The sequence below is a fragment of the Thiohalophilus sp. genome (assembly GCF_031581315.1).
Lineage (GTDB): Bacteria > Pseudomonadota > Gammaproteobacteria > UBA6429 > Thiohalophilaceae > Thiohalophilus.
Genome location: NZ_JAVLAZ010000060.1, coordinates 1 through 15,019 on the forward strand (window position 1 = coordinate 1; position 15,019 = coordinate 15,019).

At 53.9% G+C, this 15,019-nt stretch carries 17 protein-coding genes; 16 read left to right on the forward strand and 1 reads right to left on the reverse strand.

Annotation, left to right across the window (positions count from 1 at the left end; genetic code table 11):
• The first annotated feature begins 25 nt into the window (after positions 1 to 25).
• The 6 genes from RI563_RS09380 (at position 26) to trhA (ending at position 6,465) form a co-directional block, all read left to right on the forward strand.
• Positions 26 to 1,153, forward strand: coding sequence for an HD domain-containing phosphohydrolase (locus RI563_RS09380; RefSeq protein ID WP_310694114.1), 1,128 nt, complete (start codon positions 26 to 28; stop codon positions 1,151 to 1,153).
• Between the two features lie 126 nt (positions 1,154 to 1,279).
• Complete coding sequence (locus tag RI563_RS09385) at positions 1,280 to 2,050, forward strand: hypothetical protein (protein WP_310694115.1); 771 nt, start codon at positions 1,280 to 1,282, stop codon at positions 2,048 to 2,050.
• A 4-nt stretch (positions 2,051 to 2,054) separates the two neighbouring features.
• Positions 2,055 to 2,873: a magnesium transporter MgtE N-terminal domain-containing protein gene (locus RI563_RS09390; protein ID WP_310694116.1), complete on the forward strand. Its 819-nt coding sequence runs from the start codon at positions 2,055 to 2,057 to the stop codon at positions 2,871 to 2,873.
• 2 nt (positions 2,874 to 2,875) lie between these two features.
• Entirely contained in the window at positions 2,876 to 4,180 is a 1,305-nt protein-coding gene (gene mgtE, locus RI563_RS09395; protein WP_310694117.1) for a magnesium transporter, read from the forward strand.
• Positions 4,181 to 4,313: 133 nt separating this feature from the next.
• Complete coding sequence (locus RI563_RS09400; RefSeq protein WP_310694118.1) at positions 4,314 to 5,720, forward strand: acetyl-CoA carboxylase biotin carboxylase subunit family protein; 1,407 nt, start codon at positions 4,314 to 4,316, stop codon at positions 5,718 to 5,720.
• Between the two features lie 130 nt (positions 5,721 to 5,850).
• Positions 5,851 to 6,465 carry a PAQR family membrane homeostasis protein TrhA gene (trhA, locus tag RI563_RS09405; RefSeq protein ID WP_310694119.1) on the forward strand — a complete coding sequence of 205 codons (615 nt, stop codon included), beginning with the start codon at positions 5,851 to 5,853 and terminating at the stop codon, positions 6,463 to 6,465.
• A 114-nt stretch (positions 6,466 to 6,579) separates the two neighbouring features.
• Here the strand turns inward: trhA and RI563_RS09410 are convergent, their stop codons facing one another.
• Positions 6,580 to 7,032 (reverse strand): host attachment protein, encoded by a 453-nt coding sequence (locus RI563_RS09410; RefSeq protein WP_310694120.1) that lies wholly within the window; start codon positions 7,030 to 7,032, stop codon positions 6,580 to 6,582.
• Between the two features lie 220 nt (positions 7,033 to 7,252).
• On the opposite strand from RI563_RS09410, the gene RI563_RS09415 reads away from it, so the two are divergent.
• From RI563_RS09415 to RI563_RS09460, 10 genes are all read left to right on the forward strand, one after another.
• Positions 7,253 to 7,579 carry a DUF3301 domain-containing protein gene (locus tag RI563_RS09415; protein WP_310694121.1) on the forward strand — a complete coding sequence of 109 codons (327 nt, stop codon included), beginning with the start codon at positions 7,253 to 7,255 and terminating at the stop codon, positions 7,577 to 7,579.
• A 574-nt stretch (positions 7,580 to 8,153) separates the two neighbouring features.
• Positions 8,154 to 8,993, forward strand: a complete 840-nt coding sequence (locus RI563_RS09420; protein ID WP_310694122.1) for an adenylyl-sulfate reductase — start codon at positions 8,154 to 8,156, stop codon at positions 8,991 to 8,993.
• Positions 8,994 to 9,014: 21 nt separating this feature from the next.
• Positions 9,015 to 9,497: an adenylyl-sulfate reductase subunit beta gene (aprB, locus tag RI563_RS09425; protein ID WP_310694123.1), complete on the forward strand. Its 483-nt coding sequence runs from the start codon at positions 9,015 to 9,017 to the stop codon at positions 9,495 to 9,497.
• Positions 9,497 to 11,365, forward strand: a complete 1,869-nt coding sequence (gene aprA / locus RI563_RS09430; RefSeq protein WP_310694124.1) for an adenylyl-sulfate reductase subunit alpha — start codon at positions 9,497 to 9,499, stop codon at positions 11,363 to 11,365. Before aprB ends, aprA begins: the two co-directional genes overlap by 1 nt.
• A 157-nt stretch (positions 11,366 to 11,522) precedes the next feature.
• Positions 11,523 to 11,909: a hypothetical protein gene (locus RI563_RS09435; RefSeq protein WP_310694125.1), complete on the forward strand. Its 387-nt coding sequence runs from the start codon at positions 11,523 to 11,525 to the stop codon at positions 11,907 to 11,909.
• Positions 11,910 to 11,970: 61 nt separating this feature from the next.
• Positions 11,971 to 12,495 carry a peptidylprolyl isomerase gene (locus RI563_RS09440; protein ID WP_310694126.1) on the forward strand — a complete coding sequence of 175 codons (525 nt, stop codon included), beginning with the start codon at positions 11,971 to 11,973 and terminating at the stop codon, positions 12,493 to 12,495.
• A gap of 39 nt (positions 12,496 to 12,534) precedes the next feature.
• The gene (locus RI563_RS09445; RefSeq protein WP_310694127.1) at positions 12,535 to 12,948 is read left to right on the forward strand and encodes an HIT family protein; all 414 of its coding nucleotides are present in this window, start codon (positions 12,535 to 12,537) and stop codon (positions 12,946 to 12,948) included.
• Positions 12,949 to 13,033: 85 nt separating this feature from the next.
• Positions 13,034 to 13,195 (forward strand): hypothetical protein, encoded by a 162-nt coding sequence (locus tag RI563_RS09450; protein ID WP_310694128.1) that lies wholly within the window; start codon positions 13,034 to 13,036, stop codon positions 13,193 to 13,195.
• Between the two features lie 550 nt (positions 13,196 to 13,745).
• Positions 13,746 to 14,597 (forward strand): hypothetical protein, encoded by an 852-nt coding sequence (locus RI563_RS09455; RefSeq protein ID WP_310694129.1) that lies wholly within the window; start codon positions 13,746 to 13,748, stop codon positions 14,595 to 14,597.
• A 76-nt stretch (positions 14,598 to 14,673) separates the two neighbouring features.
• Entirely contained in the window at positions 14,674 to 15,012 is a 339-nt protein-coding gene (locus tag RI563_RS09460) for an antibiotic biosynthesis monooxygenase (protein WP_310694130.1), read from the forward strand.
• The last annotated feature ends 7 nt before the right edge of the window (positions 15,013 to 15,019 follow it).

The following is a 15,019-nucleotide window of genomic DNA, read 5'->3' on the forward strand; positions in this document are numbered from 1 at the left end:
CCGACACTTTTAATTTGTATCTCATATGATTGAACACCACGATTTCCTGGAAAATTTGAACACACAAGGGTCTTTGCGGGACAAACTCATCAGCGCCCATCAATCTATAAAAGCCCTGTGCCCGGATATTGACCGAATCGCGGTCGCCATTTATGACCCGGAGACAAAGGTCCTCAAAACCTACCTGCACAGCTCAGGCACGGACGATCCCTTGAGCAATTATCAGAGCCTCATAGACCAGGCGCCTTCCCTAAAGGCGATCCTCGAAAAGGGCTTGCCCCGTGTTATCAACAATATGGTCACCTTCGAAGACGGCGAACACCAGCACACCCAACGTGTTGGCCGGGCGGGTTATGCAGCCAGTTATACGCTGCCCATGTTCAACAATGGCGAGTTTTTCGGGTTCATTTTCTACAATTCCAGGAAAAGGGGCATTTTCACAGAGAGTCTTCTCAACCAACTGGATGTATTCGGTCATTTGATTGCGCTGATGGTGATCAACGAATTGAGTTCCAGCAAGGCTCTTTCCGCGGCGGTTAAGACCACGCAACAGATAACCCATCAACGCGATCCTGAAACAGGCAGCCATCTGGACCGCATGTCTCGTTACAGCCTGTTGATCGCACGGCAACTGGTGGCGCAATACGAGCTTGATGACGAATATTTAATGCATATATTCATGTTTGCACCGTTGCACGATATCGGCAAGATAGCCATTCCGGACGACATCCTGTTTAAACCCGGCCCACTGGACGAAAATGAGGCGGCGGTAATGCGCACCCATGCACAAAAGGGTCGCGAGATGATTGAGGAGATGATCGAGAACTTTGGCTTGTCTGGGATTCAGCATGTCGAACTGTTGCGGAACATCGCCGGGCTGCACCATGAGGCCGTCAACGGCACGGGTTATCCGGAGGGCAAACGCGCTGAGGAGATCCCGCTGGAGGCACGTATCGTTGCCGTTGCGGATGTATTTGACGCACTGACCAGCGAGCGTCCCTACAAACTTGCCTGGAGCAATCAACAGGCCATCGACACGCTCAAGCAACTCGCCGGCGAGAAACTGGATCAGGATTGCGTGAACGCCCTGATCGATAACATGGACACAGTGGAAGCCATCCAGGCGCAATTCAAAGAGACTCCGTACGTTTGACCCTTTGATATTTATCCTTCGAAAGGTATGCCGGTTCTTCTAACCCCGGTTTTTGGCGGTTTTTTGCAAGACGTTTTTCGGATAACCTCTGAACAGGCGGGACGCCCGTCAGGAAACGGAGTGAGCATGTTGCGAAGTCTCGTTGAAACATACCCGGAGCTGGCGGCTGTTCTGGTGCTCGTACTGGGTGTGATTGTCGGCAAGCTGGCCGAGGTGGCTGTGCGGCGATTGTTTCTTGTCGGTGACAGGCTGATCAGCCGGTTTTCCGACCGCAGCCATTATGTGGTTTCCCCGCTCTTTCAGCAGGCTTTAGCCTTGCTGGTCTTTGCCACAGTACTGGTGCTGGCGGCGGTGATTGCCGTGCGTTTGCTGAACATTCCCCAGCTGACTGCCTGGCTGGACATGTTGTTTGATTATCTGCCGCGTTTTGTTCTGGGCCTGGTGATCATTGGCATGGGTAATGTCGTCGGTGCTCTGTTGCGCAACATTACCGCCGGGATGATCGCCCAGGGTGACGGCAATGCCCTGCTGCCACGGCTGGTGCACGCCGCTGTCGTGGCGGTGGCGGTGATTACCGGTTTGCAGCAACTGGGCATTGATATCTCGTTTATTACCCAGCTTTCACTGATCATCCTCGCCTCGTTGCTGGGTGGCCTCTCCATCGCCTTTGCCCTCGGTGCACGGCAATACGTTGCGAACCTGGTGGCCCAGCCGGAAATGACCCGTTATGCCAGCGGTGATCGCCTGCGCATCGATGATGACGAAGGTGTGGTTGTCGAGATTTACCGGACCGGGCTGACTCTGGAGACCGATGAAGGCCTGGTCTCCATTCCCGCTGCCCGATTGGCCAGCGGCCGGGTTGTTCGGGTCACTCCCGGCGCGGCGTCACAAAGCTGAGATCATGGCCGCTATTCACCCACTGAAACTGGCTTATGCACGCGAGTACCCGGGCGAACTGGCCACCTTTCTCGCGACCCGGGGGACCGCAGCCGTATTGCAGGCAGTGAACGATCTGCCACCGGAAACGGCCGCGCCGCTGGTGGCCATGCTGCCCCATCACCATGCTCTGGCGGTGCTGGGCGAACAGGATGATGAAACCCTGATCCAGTGGCTGAATGTGGCGGGTGTCGATCAGGCCCTCAGCCTGCTGCTGCATATTGAAGAGTCCCGACGAGCGCGAATACTGCAAGGGCTCCCGGGCCGGCGCATGCGGCACACACTGGAAAAGCTGGTCATTTATCCGCCGGACAAGGTCGGCGCGCTGGCGGACCCGTCCGCGATGCAACTGAACGCGGGCATGCTGGTGCCCGACGCCGTGGCCCTGTTACGCGAGTATGCCCCCGACCCGGAGCAACCGGTCTGGCTGGTGGATGACGGCGGCGGCTATCTTGGCGGGCTGGATCTTGGCGGGGCATTGATGGCCAGGACCGATACCTCGACATTGTCCGCGTTCCTGATACCGGTCGAGGCGCTGCGGGCGGAAACACGCCTCGCCAATGCCCGCGATTTTCCGCAGTGGCTGCGACACACGACACTGCCGGTCACCGATCATCTTAACCACCTGCTCGGCAGCCTGTCCCGGGAAAAGCTGATGACGGCGCTGGCGGGTGGCCACGCCACTGAAAACAGTCTTGGCCAGAGCATGAACGAGCTGACGGGACAGTACTTTCGCGTTATGGGGATCTGTCTCGGGGCACTGTTCGGTTCACGAGGGAAATGACCATGGCGGCTTCGCCCGATACAGAAAACAGCATTCCGAACGAATACCTGCGCCGCCACCCGGTCGCCGCCGCCGGACAGATTGAAGATCTGCCGGACAAGGCGCTTGGCGACGCGCTGCACGGCGTGGACAGTGCGGCCCTGATCATTGCCATGGAATACCTCAGCCCGGTCAAGGCGCTGACGGTGTTCTCCCTGTTGCCCCATTCGCAGCAACTTGAAGTGCTCGATCAGGCCCCGCCCCGGCTGGCCGTCACCCTGCTGACCCAGTTAGCAGACGCGGATCGCGACAGTCTGCTCGCGGAACTGCGCCCGGTCAGTCGCGACGATCTGACACGGCTGCTCTCGTTTCCCGAAGACTCCGCCGGGCGGCTGATGAGCACCACCTTTGTGACGGCCCAGGCCGACATGACAGTCGAGCAGGCGCTGAAACGGTTACAGCAATCGGCTATCCGCGGTGTCCGGTCCCTGTTCGTGGTCACTGGCGACGGGCGCCTGGATGGTCGCGTGGACATTCAGGATCTGGCACTGGCCGTGCCGGAAGAAACCCTTGCCACCCTGATGGCCCCGGTCCAGGAAGCCGTCGGTACCCGGACCAACCGGGAAGAACTGGTAGAGCTGCTGGATCGATCCCGCCAGGATTCGGTCCCCGTGGTGGATGCCGATGGGCGCCTGATGGGCGTGGTCCGTTACCGCAGTCTGTTTCATGCCATTGAGGATGTCGCGACCGCCGACTTGCAGAAAATGGTCGGTGTCAGCCCGGAAGAACGCGCCCTGTCGACCCCCGGATTTGCCATCCGCCGCCGGCTTCCCTGGCTGCATATCAACCTGCTGACCGCCTTTCTCGCGGCCTTCGTGGTCGGTCTGTTCGAGAACCTCATTGCCCAGTTCACCGCCCTGGCGATCCTTCTGCCGGTGGTGGCCGGTCAATCCGGCAACGCCGGTGCCCAGGCGTTGGCGGTGACCATGCGCGGGCTGTTTCTGCGGGAGGTGGGAATACGCCAATGGCGCTCCGTACTCGGCAAGGAAGTGGCGGTCGGCCTGGTCAACGGCCTGGTACTGGCCGTGACCTGCGGCCTGGCCGTCTTCGTCTGGAGCAGCAGTGTCGGCCTGGCGCTGGTGATCGGCCTGGCGATGATCATGTCCATGCTCGCCGCCGGCATCGCCGGCTCGCTGGTCCCGATCATCCTTACCCGCCTCGGTCAGGACCCGGCCACGGCCTCCTCGATCATCCTCACCACCATTACCGATGTCGCCGGCTTCTTCTCCTTTTTGGGCACTGCCCTGTTGCTTTCTTTTATGCTTTAGCTGCAGCCCCTTTAAAAGGGTTTTAAACAACAAGTTGAAGCGACTTTAGAACGTACAACCGGGTATGCAAAGTGGGACAGACCTGGCATCAGGGAAGTGGATGCTCTATTTTTAGAATAAGAATGAACTACATTTGTCAGCGACTCGTTTATCTCATCGAATTCAGTCAGGGAACCATACTGGTATGGTACAAAATATCTTTGTTGTCGGAGCGGACGATTTTAACTGCAAGTTACTTGACGATATTCATACTAATCGTGGCTATGAATTTCACAGTCTCCTGACTTTTGATGAGGTCAAGGGAGTTGATAAGTATCCTTCTTTCGATGGTCTCATCGAACAGGCTGAATCCGTGCTTGGCCATTTTAAAGGTAACATCGACGCTATAGTCGGATACTGGGATTTTCCGGTCAATTCCATGGTGCCCCTTCTGTGTGAGAAATATAATCTGGCGTCACCTTCACTCGAGAGTGAGCTCAAATGTGATCACAAGTACTGGAGTCGTTGCGAGCAAAAAAAGGTCATCCCCGAGCATACGCCAGCTTTTGAGTCACTGGATCCTTTTGATGAAAACGCGGTGGAAAATATCCAGATGGCTTTTCCATTCTGGATAAAGCCCGTGAAATCAACGGATTCATTTCTGGCATTCCGGGTTAACAATGGCCAGGAACTGGACGAGGCATTGGGAAGGATTCGGGATAAGATCGACTATATTGGTACGCCCTTCAATGAATTACTGGCCCATGCAAGGCTGCCTGAATATGTCAGTGAAGTGGAAGGGCACCATTGCATCATCGAGGAGATGATTTTCGGTCATCAATGTACTGTCGAAGGTCATGCACATAAGGGTGAGATAATCTCCCACGGCATTATAGATTCGTTTAACTATCCGGGCGGCTCGTCTTTTTTTCGCTATGAGTATCCCTCTCAAGTCCCGCAGGAGGTTCAAAATGCCATGGTCGAGACATCCCGGACGATCATGTCACATGTTGGCTTTGATAACGGGGCCTTTAATATCGAATATTTTTACGATATGAAAACAGGTCACTATGTGTTGCTTGAGATAAATCCCCGGATCTCCCAGTCTCACAGTGAAATGTTTCAGTTCGTCGACGGCACCTCGAACCATCAGATCATGGTCGATCTGGCTCTCGGAAAAAAACCGGACTTCAAGGCCCGTGCCGGCCGGTTTGATTGTGCCGCCAAGTTTTATTTGCGTCGCTTCAAGGACGGGAAGGTTAACCGGGTTCCAGGTGCCGATGAACTCGACCGCCTGCGCACCTCTATCCCCGGGATTGATATTGATATCAATGTTGAAAAAGGTACGCAGCTGTCCAGGATGATCGAGCAGGACAGCTACAGTTTCGATGTGGCAAACATCTATATTGGTGCCGGCGATACCCGGGAACTGCTGGAAAAGTTTCGCAAGGTGGTCGAGGCTCTGCCGATTGAAGTCGAGGATGAAGAGAGTAGCGACTGGAAACAGGTCGCACTAAAGGCCAGTCGCGAAATGGTTTTTCTTGACGATGTTTTCAAATAAAATCAGCAAAGTACGGCAGTGAAAAAATGATTTTCATAGGGCAGGGGGTCGGTAGAGCCTGCCTTTCCCTCCCGCGTTCATAAAGTAAAAATATAAAGCACTTCGATCCCTTAATAATTATAATAGTGGTATGAAAAAGGGCGAGCGCTTTAATACTATATCGCATCTCGTCGGCGCCACGCTCGCGCTGGCCGGGATAGTGGTGCTGCTGGTCGTGGCGACAAACAGCGGTGACGGGTTCAAAATTGTCTCGTTCAGCGTTTATGGTGCCACGCTGTTTCTTTTATATCTGATCTCAACGCTTTATCACGGCTTACACGGACAGGCGAAGCGGGTGTTTCGTATCCTTGATCACCAGGCCATTTACCTGCTTATTGCCGGCAGCTATACCCCATTCACGCTGGTGACGCTGAGAGGCAGTGTGGGCTGGTGGCTGTTCGGGACCATCTGGGGGCTGGCGGTGCTGGGTCTCGTGCTGGATGGTGTGTTTCGCCACGCTAAGCGTATTGCGCCGTTTATTATCTATTTTCTGATGGGTTGGCTTATTCTGGTGGCACTCAGGCCCTTGCTGGCCGGCTTGCCATTTAGCGGTTTTATCTGGTTGCTGGCCGGGGGGCTTTTTTATACCGGCGGGATTGTCTTTTTTGCCCTGGACCGTCGCTACCCGTGGATGCACGGCCTGTGGCATCTGTGTGTGCTGGCTGGCAGCATCAGCCATTATGTGGCGATACTGGTCTATGTCTGAGATGGCGATTGCCGCGGGAAAATGGGGCGAATGCCGGCCTGGTTCACTCGCTGGTCGGATAAATCACAAGTTGTTCGTCCTCCCGGTTTGATATGACCGGGAGAGAGCAAACTTTTATTCCTTCAGGTACGGGCGCAGGTAGGGGAGTAGGATCTCCAGCATGTCGCCATCTTCCACCTGGGTGTAATCTTTTTCGATGTGGTGGCTCACCTTCTTGCTCGATTCATCATCAAGGTGCTGATTGATGAGGCCATGAAAGTGGGGAGAGGCGACGATGACCAGTTCGTTGAACTGGTTCTCACTGCGTGCCTTGTTGAGGATGTCTGCCAGTTCCCGGGCGAAACGGTCCTTTTCGTGCTCTTTGGGGTTAGTCGGTTCCGCGTAGCTGCCGTGCCCTTCACGGTTGACATCGCTCTGGTAGGCGCCGGGGCGATCGCTGGCCAGGTCTTCGCCCTTCATGCGGCTTTCGTCGTGCGAGAAGCTTTTCACCCGTTCGAGATCGGACTTGATCAGGTTGAAAAGGCGGGCTTCGCTGGCATTGGCAACAAGCACCCAGGTATTATTCATGGCATTTCCCCTATAGTGGATATGTAACTGCTATTTCAAATCATAGCCGGTTCGATTGGCAAGGTGTATTGCTGATGGCACAAACGACGTCAGGCCGGATTTTCTCCGTATTACTAAATCAGTGTGCACTGTGTGCGGTTAATTGGCAAAATTGGACCATGATAAATGACACTACGAATCATTCTCATATGCTGCAGCCCTTTTTGACGGGCCGGGTCGAATGACGCTGACAGGGTTGCTCATCTTCATCCCCATTGCCCTGCTGGCGGTATTGTGGTGGAAGGGGATGGGCAGCAAGGAGATCGCGCGGCGTGCCGGTGTTCGGGCCTGCCGCGAGGCCGAGGTCCAGTTTCTCGACGATAGCGTTGCGCTGCACAAGCTGCGAGTGCGTCGCGGGCCGCGCGGTGCCCTGGCGCTTTACCGGTTGTATGGCTTCGAATTTACCAGCAGTGGCGAACGTCGCCATAACGGTTACATCCACATGCTGGGACACTACGTGCAAAAACTGGAGATGGAGCCCTATCCGGAACAGATCTCTCGCGCATGATTTGATTTTGATCCGTGGCAGGGATGACATGGCGGAAGGCGGATCGTGGTTTCTGTATCGCTTAATGAGCGCAGGCGATGCGGGTAAAAAGCTGACCTTCTAGCTCGGGTATATGAGTGATGCGCAGACGGCTATTAACGCATGGACCCCGCTTGCCGGCACGATACAAGCCGCCAATGGCTCTCGAATTTTCGTTGTTCAACTCACTCAAGGGCTCTAATCCCTTAAAACACAGTGTTTCATGAGTTACACCTGGCCAGCCGTGATTTAGAATGTATCTAAGGTTGCCATGTCAAGTATTACTATATTAGCAAATACTAAAATAGGGTATTTGTCGCATACGCGCCAATTGCCCCGGAGTGTCCAGTCAACTGGCGCCGAGAGCCACTCCGCGCTACAATTCCGGGTCTTCACACCGCCGGGATGAGGCCATTATCAACTTTCGGAATGTTGGATAAAAAACGTTTATCGTGATTGTCTGGCCGAACCGCAAGAGCAATGTTAATCTTGGCGCGATATTGCGGGTGTAACGACAGTTACAAATCATAAACAATAAATAGAGGAAGTGTCTCATATGCTGACCACCAACCCCTTCTCTGAACTCACAGCATTGATATCTCCCGAGATCATGCAGGGTTACATCATTTTGATGATTATCCTGGTGGTGCTGGGTACAGTGCTGGACATGATGCACAAGAAAAGTGCCAAGTACTTTTTCGAAAACTCGAAAAAGTCGCAGAAGGCTGCCAAACGAACAGTCGGTGGTGGTGAAAAAGCATCACTGCTGGCCAAGACCGTAGCCAGTGAAGTTATCACTTCTTCCGAGTTCTGCAATATACGTCGCAGAATCTCTCACCTGTTAACCATGTACGGCTTCATTATCTTCGTCGTGACAACCGCGATGATGATTTTCGGAGCGGACACTTCCTCCGGGGTTGTACCTTTCTTGTGGCATCTTGGTGCGCTGATGCTTATCGTAGGTGGTTACTGGTTCTGGTTCTTCATCCGCGTGGATGTTTCTGCAGAAGCTGTAAAATGGTATCAATTGCGTCAGGCCGATATCTTCATCCTTTCTCTGCTCACTATGTCTACATTTGGCCTGATCTGGTCCATCCTGCAGTCCAGTGGTGCTACCGGCTGGGCTATGCTGTTCTTTGTTCTGTTCATCGTAGCCACGACTGTCCTGTTCAGCACTGTGCTGTGGTCCAAGTTTGCTCACATGTTCTTCAAGCCTGCAGCGGCCTTCCAGAAACGGGTTATCAAAGCAGATGGTTCCAGAGAAAACCTGCCTGCTGATTATGATCTGTCGGATCCCGCAGTACAGGCGAAATTCCCGGATATTCCTGAATATATGGGCAAGAACCCTTCAAACATGGGGCTTGGTATCAAGCGTGAAGCTCCGCGCCATTACTAATTCGAAAGCAGGAGAATAAAAATGCCAACTTTTGTATATATGACGCGTTGTGATGGCTGTGGTCATTGCGTCGATATCTGTCCGTCGGACATCATGCACATCGACAAAGTTACTCGTCGTGCATACAACATTGAACCCAACATGTGCTGGGAGTGCTACTCCTGTGTAAAAGCCTGCCCGATGAACGCCATTGACGTGCGTGGTTATGCAGACTTTGCGCCGCTGGGGCACTCGGTGCGTGTGAAACGTGATGAGGAAAAAGGTGTCATTGCCTGGCGCATCAAGTTCCGCAACGGCGAAAAAGACATGGAGCTGCTTGCACCCATTACAACCAAGCCATGGGGGAAACACATTCCCAAGCTCGCTTCAGTGCAAGGTCCGACTAAGGAAATGCGTGACAGCCAGTTGCTCTATAACGAACCGAAATACATTCGTCTTGATGACGGGGATATACACACCTTGAAATCAAACGGGTTAAAAATGAAAGCAGGGGTGTACTACTGATGGCTTATAAAACAATAATAGAAGACAATATCGATGTCCTGGTATGTGGCGCGGGCCTGGGTGGCACCGGTGCTGCATTCGAAGCCAGATACTGGGGTCAGGACAAGAAGATCGTGATCGCCGAAAAGGCAAACATCGATCGTTCCGGTGCGGTTGCACAGGGTCTGTACGCCATTAACTGCTACATGGGTACGCGCTTCGGTGAAAATAACCCGGAAGATCACGTGCGTTACGCGCGTATCGACCTGATGGGTATGGTGCGTGAAGACCTGCTGTTTGATATGGCGCGTCACGTGGATTCGGCTGTGCATCAGTTCGAGGAATGGGGTTTGCCGCTGATGCGCGATCCCAAGACCGGTGCCTATCAGCGTGAAGGCCGCTGGCAGATCATGATCCACGGTGAATCCTACAAGCCGATCGTGGCCGAAGCCGCCAAGAAATCCGCGGATGAGGTTTTCAACCGTATCTGTGTCACTCACCTGCTGATGGACGAAGCCAAGGAAAACCGCGTTGCCGGTGCCGTTGGCTTTAACGTACGGACCGGTGACTACCACGTGTTCAAGTCCAAGGCTGTTATCGTCGGTGCCGGTGGCGCTTCCAACATCTTCAAGCCGCGTTCCGTGGGTGAAGGTGCGGGTCGTGTCTGGTACGCGCCGTGGTCATCTGGCTCAGCGTATGGCTTGTTAATCGAAGCCGGCGCAAAAATGACCCAGATGGAAAACCGTATCGTACTGGCCCGTTTCAAGGACGGTTATGGTCCGGTTGGTGCCTACTTCCTGCACCTGAAGACCTACACCCAGAACTGCCTGGGCGAAGAGTATGAGTCCAAGTGGTGGCCCGGTCTGCAGGAAATCGTCGGCAAGGAATACCTTGATCCCGAGGCGTCTCACGTCACTCATCGTCCGATTCCGACCTGCCTGCGTAACCACGCCTTGATCTCCGAGGTGAATGCCGGTCGTGGTCCGATTCACATGGTCACCATGGAAGCCTTCCAGGATCCGCATCTTGAAGAGATCGGTTGGCATAACTTCCTGGGTATGACCGTCGGTCAGGCGGTACTTTGGGCGGCCACCGATGTAGATCCCAAGAACGAAAACCCGGAGCTGACCACTTCCGAGCCTTATGTTATGGGTTCCCACGCCACCGGTTGTGGCGCATGGTGTTCAGGTCCCGAGGATATCTCACCGGAAGAATACTTCTGGGGTTATAACCGCATGACCACCGTTGAAGGCCTGTTCGGTGCCGGTGACGCCGTGGGTGGTACGCCGCATGCCTTCTCCTCCGGTTCCTTTACCGAAGGTCGTCTGGCTGCCAAGGCTGCCTGCAAGTACATCGACGACGGCAAGGCCGAAGGTATCGTAGTCTCCGAGAAGCAGATCAACGACCGCAAGGCGCAGATCTTCAAACCGATGGAGCACTACAAGGTTTACCGCAACGAGATCACGGCCGGTGATGTTAACCCGAACTATATTAATCCTCGCCAGGGGCTGGATCGTCTGCAGAAACTGATGGACGAGTATTGTGGTGGTGCGGGCGTTAACTACATGACCAACGAGAAACTTCTGCATATCGGTCTGAAGAAACTGGCCATTCTGGAAGAAGATCTCGAGAAAGTTGCAGCAAAAGATTTCCATGAACTTTTACGTGCATGGGAGCTGAAACATCGTCATCGCGCTTCAGAATCTGTAATGCATCATACGTTGTTCCGTAGGGAAACACGTTGGCCCGGTTATTATTACCGTGGTGATGCATTGAAGCTGGATGATGAAAACTGGCATGTACTGACCGTTTCTCGTCGTGATCCTAAAACAGGTGAATACACAATGGAGAAAGCTCCTTGTTATCACCTGGTAGACGAAAACGAATAATATATGCCTTGAAGGCCGTAAAGCACCAGCAACTTCTTGTTTCTAAAGGGGTTGCTGGTGTTTCTTTTCCGGTTGGAAAAGTTTTACGCACCTTGTTTGCTTATAGGTATTTGCTTAATTGGAAAACTGATTTATTGGTAGCAATAGAAGCGTGACTATGACAACTGAAGCATCAATCGAGACACAAAACCAGCAGAATATTATTAATTTGCCCGATGAGGAGTTGCTGGCTATTGCACATCCCATGTGGGAAGAGCTGATAAAATATTCCAACAAAGGCCAGTACGGTAAGTTCATCAAAAAGTTCTCCTACAACCTGCTGTTCGGACTGAATGAAGTCGAAGTCGGCAAGCAGTTTGCCAAAAGCGAGCTGACGAGAAGTCTTTCCGATGATTATGATTTTCTCGGGACGATTCGCCGTGGCGAGCATGTTACGGTTCTTTACCGGGTACGCAGCACTAAGAAGGAAGGGGAATGGCTGGGCCGCATGGTACTGGGCTATGAAGATGGTGAAGTCAGAATCTTTGGTGCTTCCATATTCTGAGAACGAATCACCTGTTCCTGTTTTTTAACTCCTTAGTCAATACAGATTTAAAGCTTGTAATATGAATCAACAACTCGAAGACGCTATCACTGACAACAAGTACGTCGAACTCATGTACAAGGTCATTGATAAAAAGTCAGGATCTGTGCTGACCGAGATCGAGTACCCCCTTGGTTATGTTCACGGAGTAAGCGAAGTCCTGGCACCTGCCGTTACCGCCGAGCTGGAAGGTAAGCTTCAGGGTGATGTGATCGAGGTACCGATAGACTGTAACCAGTTGTATGGTCCCAGGGACGAATCCCTGGTCATTGTCGAATCTATCGAAAACGTACCCGAGGAATATCGCGAAGTCGGTACGTCCATTCTGATGGAAAACGAAAAGGGTCAGACCAAGACTTTTCTGGTTACAAGAGTGGATAAAAAGACCGTTACTATCGATGGGAACAATCCGCTGTGTGGCCGGGAAGTAATTTTCAAACTGGAGATCAAGGAAGTTCGCGATGCCTCCGAGGAAGAGATCGAGTACGGTGGTAAGGTCGACGATATTCCGGACGTTGAAGGGACTACCAAAGTTCCTGTGAAATAACGGGATGATGTAGTTAATTAGGCGAGCGGGAGTTGAAGTTTGTCGTCTGAAGTTAAAGCAGAACAAAAAAGAGATCCCAATAACCCGTGTCTGTTTTGTAAAGATCCACGCGGGGTATCACTGGAGAATGAACTTGCTTACAGTGCTCGCGACACCTACGCGGTGAGCCCGGGGCATACCCTTGTGATTCCGCGTCGTCATGTCGCCAGCTTTTTTGACCTGACGCCCGAAGAGATCAACGCCTGCATGGCGCTGATAACCGAGGAGCGCCGGTTGCTGGACGAGGAGTTCAGCCCTGACGGCTATAATATCGGCGTTAATATAGGGCCGGCGGCCGGACAGAGTATTTTCCATGTCCATATTCACGTCATACCCCGCTATAATGGGGATGTCGAGAATCCCCAGGGGGGCGTACGGCATGTGATTCCCAAAAAGGGACATTACACGCGCTAGAAAATATGATTTACGTCAGTTAAGTGGGAGGGGCTGACAACCCTGTTTTAATTCCTCCCGTTTCAACCATTGAGGAGTGATGATTATGAGCGATGCACCAAAAACCCGGCCCAAGGTTCCCGATGGCAAGTCACGTTATCTGACAACCCGTCAGATGCAGGCTAATGAGAAGGGTTACGTGGGTTATGACACTATCTGGGAATCCTTCCAGAAAGAAGTTCCCTACACCACCCCCAAGAAGCCCTGAGGCGATCAGCCGCGCGTACTTTGAAGGTCGCGCGGCTTCTCTTCAATAACAATCTGCTGTTTTACCCCGACGTCCCTGGCGGGGTATAGCGGAACTTGCCTGGAATTCTTCACGTTAATCAAGCTGACAGCGGTTCATGCGGTCAGTGATTCCACTAAATACTGTTTATGTCATGCCACAATGGTGAGCTGGCGTTGCGTCCCACTGGCTCTGCCATGTGCCAGAGCGGGCCTCCTGTCGCCCTGAATGTGGGTAGAGCTCCGTCGCCAAGAACAGAGCCCCTGGGGCCGGCTCTGGACCTGTGCCACCGGGGCAGGGGGGCTGTCCGTCCGCAGGGCAGCTCCGGCCCAACAGGGCGCGCCTGGCGCGGGCCGTTGTCCAACCACTGCCTGTCGATGCCGGCGGGCAGGGCGAAGCGTGGGCCTTGCTGTGGAGCGGGCCCGGAGCTGAACAATGCGCGCTCTCATCCGGTCTATGAAATACTGGCCATGACCCGCAAGCGGGTGGCACAGTTAGCGTTATCGACAGCCACAATCCTGCGTTTGCAAAAATGATCCGCCTGTACTCCAAAAGACTGCTATTGCCCTTCATCGGCGTGGTCCAGGTTGCTGAACTGGGCTGGGGGCGAGCCCTGAGCCTGGATGGGAAGAACTGGGCGATACGCTATGCGCATAACGATAACGAGCAGGTGAGAAATGGACCGTTCCGGGACGATCCGAGAGTGAATTTTTCCCTGGTGGTGACTATCGATGGCGAACAGCTGGAGACTCGTGCGGTACACCCCTCTCTGGAGCCTGAGCGGGTCCGTGCTGACAGCCAGCGGCTTTTCGAGGCGATCCGCAATGTCAGGATCCCTTTTGAGCCGGCGGACTGTTATGAATACTGGTTGCTGGACGGCAACGACGGAAGTCCTCTCGCACTGCTGCATGCCTGCGTCGATGAGGCAGAGATGCAGCTTCCCGTCCCGCCCCTGGAGTGGTTGTCCATGCCCGCGGCGGAACTGGCAATCCCGGATCCGGATCCCCCGGTGCAGGCGACTTATCCGTTGCCGGTCAACTATCGCCTGCAGAAACAGATCGAGGAGCGGGCCGGCAATCAGCCACGGGCGGCCTGGTTCGAACGCTCGGCGGTGACAGAGGGCTTCCCAGCCTGTCTGATCAGGGACGAATGGGCGGACCCGGAATGCCAGCGGCTTTGCGATCTCTATCTGCAGCGGATCGCGCCCCGCTTGCTGATGATGGCCGGCCTGCCCCGGACTGTGCGGCAACAGCTGGAGCAAGCCGCATGCGAGCATGTTTTCGAGGTGGAGCGGTTCTATCCCCTCTATCCCGAGGTGGTCGATGACAGCCTGCTGAATACCGCCCGGGTCGAAGCCCGATTGCGCCGCGCCAACGATGTGTAATCCGGCGTCTGTCCATTATAGAATCGGATTACGCTTTACCGGATGCCCGTCCGACCTGTCATTGTAAAGGTGACCTATGATTGCGGTGATATTTGAAGTAACACCCACTACCGAAGGCAAACAGGAATACCTGTCCCTCGCGGCCGAGCTGAGGGAGCATTTAAAAGAGATGCCCGGTTTTATCTCCATCGAGCGGTTCCAGAGCCTGAGCGATGAAAGGAAAATACTGTCGCTTTCCTTCTGGGAGAACGAGGAGGCGATCACCCGTTGGCGAAACCTGGAGCAACATCGTGCCGCACAGTCAAAAGGCCGGCATGCGTTGTTCGAAAATTACCGGATTCGGGTCGGTGCAATAGTTCGGGATTATTCGCTGGAAGAGCGCGACCAGATACCGGATGATTCGAAGACCGTTTAAGTTGAAG

Bases quoted from the DNA above. Each gene is read 5' to 3' on its own strand.
- RI563_RS09380 (WP_310694114.1), top strand. From the start codon at position 26: ATGATTGAACACCACGATTTCCTGGAAAATTTGAACACACAAGGGTCT.
- RI563_RS09385 (WP_310694115.1), top strand. From the start codon at position 1,280: ATGTTGCGAAGTCTCGTTGAAACATACCCGGAGCTGGCGGCTGTTCTG.
- RI563_RS09390 (WP_310694116.1), top strand. From the start codon at position 2,055: ATGGCCGCTATTCACCCACTGAAACTGGCTTATGCACGCGAGTACCCG.
- mgtE (WP_310694117.1), top strand. From the start codon at position 2,876: ATGGCGGCTTCGCCCGATACAGAAAACAGCATTCCGAACGAATACCTG.
- trhA (WP_310694119.1), top strand. From the start codon at position 5,851: ATGAAAAAGGGCGAGCGCTTTAATACTATATCGCATCTCGTCGGCGCC.
- RI563_RS09410 (WP_310694120.1), bottom strand. From the start codon at position 7,032: ATGAATAATACCTGGGTGCTTGTTGCCAATGCCAGCGAAGCCCGCCTT.
- RI563_RS09415 (WP_310694121.1), top strand. From the start codon at position 7,253: ATGACGCTGACAGGGTTGCTCATCTTCATCCCCATTGCCCTGCTGGCG.
- RI563_RS09420 (WP_310694122.1), top strand. From the start codon at position 8,154: ATGCTGACCACCAACCCCTTCTCTGAACTCACAGCATTGATATCTCCC.
- aprB (WP_310694123.1), top strand. From the start codon at position 9,015: ATGCCAACTTTTGTATATATGACGCGTTGTGATGGCTGTGGTCATTGC.
- aprA (WP_310694124.1), top strand. From the start codon at position 9,497: ATGGCTTATAAAACAATAATAGAAGACAATATCGATGTCCTGGTATGT.
- RI563_RS09435 (WP_310694125.1), top strand. From the start codon at position 11,523: ATGACAACTGAAGCATCAATCGAGACACAAAACCAGCAGAATATTATT.
- RI563_RS09440 (WP_310694126.1), top strand. From the start codon at position 11,971: ATGAATCAACAACTCGAAGACGCTATCACTGACAACAAGTACGTCGAA.
- RI563_RS09450 (WP_310694128.1), top strand. From the start codon at position 13,034: ATGAGCGATGCACCAAAAACCCGGCCCAAGGTTCCCGATGGCAAGTCA.
- RI563_RS09455 (WP_310694129.1), top strand. From the start codon at position 13,746: ATGATCCGCCTGTACTCCAAAAGACTGCTATTGCCCTTCATCGGCGTG.
- RI563_RS09460 (WP_310694130.1), top strand. From the start codon at position 14,674: ATGATTGCGGTGATATTTGAAGTAACACCCACTACCGAAGGCAAACAG.